This is a genomic window from Candidatus Frankia nodulisporulans (assembly GCF_902806475.1).
Lineage (GTDB): Bacteria > Actinomycetota > Actinomycetes > Frankiales > Frankiaceae > Frankia > Frankia umida.
Genome location: NZ_CADCWS010000344.1, coordinates 1 through 3,602 on the forward strand (window position 1 = coordinate 1; position 3,602 = coordinate 3,602).

2 protein-coding genes and 1 pseudogene are annotated in these 3,602 nt (G+C 71.7%); all 3 read right to left on the reverse strand.

The genetic code is table 11. The annotated features are described in order from the left end of the window. Positions 1-262: 262 nt before the first annotated feature. The 3 genes and pseudogenes from G6R24_RS23825 to G6R24_RS19390 all read right to left on the reverse strand — a co-directional run bounded on the left by G6R24_RS23825 (position 263) and on the right by G6R24_RS19390 (position 2,914). Positions 263-862 (reverse strand): acyl-CoA synthetase family protein, encoded by a 600-nt coding sequence (locus tag G6R24_RS23825; RefSeq protein WP_338084476.1) that lies wholly within the window; start codon positions 860-862, stop codon positions 263-265. Between the two features lie 4 nt (positions 863-866). Continuing rightward, positions 867-2,021, reverse strand: a pseudogene (locus tag G6R24_RS19385) (AMP-binding protein); the annotation flags it as partial. Continuing rightward, a complete protein-coding gene (locus G6R24_RS19390) occupies positions 2,021-2,914 on the reverse strand; it encodes a 4'-phosphopantetheinyl transferase family protein (RefSeq protein ID WP_225438760.1) in 894 nt (297 codons plus the stop codon). The gene G6R24_RS19390 and the pseudogene G6R24_RS19385, both read right to left, overlap by 1 nt. Positions 2,915-3,602 lie beyond the last annotated feature (688 nt).

A 3,602-nucleotide genomic window follows, 5' to 3' on the forward strand; every position in this document is an offset into this window, starting at 1 on the left:
ACTTCCGATGACCAACCATCCCTCAAACCTCCAAGGGATCATTTAACCTACGGCCATTGCGTCGAAGGGGAGATCCTCGATCGTCCAACGTTTGCGTTCGTAATGGCGAAAGACGTCATAGCCGTGCATCGGATGGATCAACCTCCGTCGGGGGCCGGACGGGTCACCGGGTTCGTCAGGGTCACCGGGTTCATCAGGGGCACCGGGTTCATCAGGGGCACCGGACTCATCAGGGGCACCGGACTCATCAGGGGCACCGGACTCATCGGGGTTGGGCTCGGGCCAGGTCACGGGCCTCGACGCGGCGGAACTTGCCGCTGGACGTGCGGGGCAGCACATCCGGGGCGACCAGGCGAACGGACACCTCGGCGAGTCCGAGCGCCGCACCGATCGCCGCACGTAGCCGTGTGGCCAGCGCGATCCGGTCGGCGGCCGACTCGAGCGTGGTCTCGGCGATCACGGTGAGCGCCTCGGCGCCGGTGTCGTCGGTGTCGGTCACCGCGACGCAGCGGCGGCGATGGATGCCCGGTGCGTCGCGGACGAGCGCCTCCGCGTCCTCGGGGTAGTAGTTGACCCCCCGAATAATGATCATTTCCTTGCGTCGGCCGCTGATGTACAGCTCCTCGCCGACCAGGAAGCCAAGGTCTCCGGTGGCCAGCCAGCCGCCGGTGGCCGATGTCGGCCGCGACACCAGCGCCGCCGCCGGATCCGGTGCCGCCGACAGTCCCGGCGCGAGCCCCGGCGCCAGAGCGCCACCGCCACCTGGGCCGCCACCGCCACCAACGGCGCCTAGCGGCATCGGCGGTGAGGTAGCCGGCGGTGACGGCGTCCCCGGCGATCTCGATCTCGCCGACGGTGCCATCTGGCAGCGCGTGACCGTGCTCGTCCACGATGCGCACCCGCATCCCCCGCACGGGCCGGCCAAGCCCGACCAGGCCACGGGAGCCGGGTGCGCCCGCCGCGGCCGGCAGCGCCAGGCCGTCCCGGGCCAGGCGTTCGCGGTCGACCCAGGTCGTCGTCGGCCGACGGCCCAGCCGCGGGAACGTGACGGCGAGGGTCGCCTCGGCCATTCCGTAGACGGGGAACATCGTCTCGGGCGCGAACCCGGCCGGGCCGAACCGCGCCGCGAACCGTTCGACGGTGATCGGGTTCACCGGGTCGGCGCCGTTGAACGCGATCCGCCAGCGCCGCAGATCGAGGTCGGTCAGCTCGTCGGGCCCGACGGCGGCGAGCAGCGCGTCGTACCCGAAGTTCGGCGACGGCGCGACGGTGCAGCCCAGCTCGGCGAACGCGCGCAGCCAGCCGGCCGGATTCTTGATGAACGTGGACGGCGACCACACCGTCATCGGCGTACCGATCAGCACCGCGGCGAGCGTCCCGAACAGCCCCATGTCGTGGTAAAGCGGCAGCCAGGTCGCCCCGTGGTCGCCGGGCTGGCCGAGCTCGATCCCGTCGACGATCGCCGCTGTCCCATGCACGACGTTACGGTGTGTGAGCACCACGCCTTTCGGTACCGCCGTGCTGCCCGAGGTGAACTGCACGATCGCCACGTCCGCCGGTGTCACCGTCGGCAGCGCGGCACCGTTGGCGGCCTTCGTCAGCGCGGTGACGCCGAGAAAGTCCAGGTCCGGCAGGACCGGGCCGAGCCGGCGGACGATGCCGTCCACCCCGGCGCCGACCAGCACCCGGCGGATCGAGGCCGCGGACGTGATGGCGCGCAGGCGGCTCGCGTAGCCGGCCAGATCGGCGGCGGAGGTGGGCATCGGCATGGGGCAGGCGACGGCGCCGGCCCGGCTCGCCCCGATCACGGCGACGAGGAAGTCGGCGTTGTTGCGGCTGTACACCCCGACCCGCTCACCGAAGCCCACCCCATCGGCGATCAGGCCGCGAGCGAGGTCGACGCTGGCGGCGGCGAGGTCGGCGAGTCGTACCCGCTCCGCCGAGCTGGGGAAGGTCACAGCGGCGTCCGGATGTGCCGCCGCCGCCTCGTCAAGGGCGCCGGGCAACGTCAGGCCACGCATCAGGGATGCTCCCGTCCAGGGCTGGTCGTCGTTCCAGGGCTGGTAAGCGACGTGCGGGTCCGCTGTGGGCCGGTGCCCGTTCGAGGCGGCGCCGCGACCGCGCCCACGGCATCGGCCAGCTCGGCCAGTTCCCCGGACGGCGCGAGACGGGCGCGGACCAGGCGAAGCGAGCCGCCACCACCGTCCGCGCCGAGGTCGAGGTCAGGGACCCACCGGTGCACCTCGACGACCGGAGCGGCCACCGATCCGATGCCGGCCCCGGCCCCGGCACCGGAGCCGACGGCGAAGGCGAGGTGACGTCGGCCGGTGGCGACCACCCGGCACAGCGGCGGTCGACGCGTCCCCGGGTGATGCGAACGAACCCAGCCGGCGAGCGGGTCGCCGTCGAAGGTGATCGTGCGCAGCCCCGCCCGCAGGCCGAGGCCGGTGTACTTCGCGACGGCCTCCTTCGCCGTCCACACCCCGCGCACCGCCGCGCCCGCCGGCAGCGACCGCCGTTCGGCGGTTCCGCAGAACCGCCCGGCCACCTCGGCGATCAACGGCACCGGCGTGTCCTCGACGTCCACCGCGCAGCCCGCCGGATGAAAACCGACGACCAGCACTCCCCCGTCATGCGCGATCCCCGCCCGCGCACCCGCCGCCCGCTCGCCGGGCGCCACCGGACGTCCACCTGCCGTGACTCTGAGTACCCCGGGCGCGGCTGCATGATGTTCGGCGAGGACCGTCGCCAGCAGCAGGCGCCCGACCCGACGCACCAACGTCCGGTTTCGACCGCCCGCCCGCCCCACCGCATCCACCGCGTCCACCGCCACCGGATCGCGCGGAAGCGCCGCCACATCCGCGAGCGAAAGCAGATGGCACTCCAACCCGGGCCGCGGGCCGCGGGCCGCCACCGTGCCCCCGACGCTCCGCCCCGACCCGCGACACCAGCGCTGGCATCGGCGCCGGCATGACCCACGGAGGATGTTCGGCTCGGGCGTCCGGCACGACACACCCCTCTCGCGTCTGGTCGATCGTCAGCTGCTCGGATGACCCGGCAACGCACAGATGCCGCCTGGGTAAACCATTCATGGCGGGGCGGTGTGGAGCAGGGGCGGAGCGCGTTCCATCGAAGGACATCGGCGTTCCCGCTGCCGCCACCAAGACTGACAATCGGCCACCATCAGGTCAACGCAAGAACTATCTCTTCTATCGATCCATCGTCGTCCGCAATGAGCCGTACAAACCGATCGCTCAGCACATTTTCGCGTATTGTTCTGGACACCATTCCCCGGTGTTCATCCATTCTTACACGCCACATCACCGGACGGACGGTCCACCTTCTCCCGGCGTTCATCCGCTGTTTCCCCGCCGCCGGCTGGCGCGTGAACTCCCGCCGGCAACGTGGCTATCGTCTCGACAGATCGGCCTTCTTGGCGGATCTGTCGACCGCATGTCGTCGAGATGGCGCGGACCCCGCCCCGCGGCGCCGTCGCCACCCACTGGAGGTTGAGGCGTGGACCACAACGGCACCGCAGGGATCGACCAGCGCATCGCGGACCTGCGGACCCTGCTCGAGCAGGGCCTCGCCGAGAACGTCGG

Bases quoted from the DNA above. Each gene is read 5' to 3' on its own strand.
- G6R24_RS23825 (WP_338084476.1), bottom strand. From the start codon at position 862: ATGGCACCGTCGGCGAGATCGAGATCGCCGGGGACGCCGTCACCGCCG.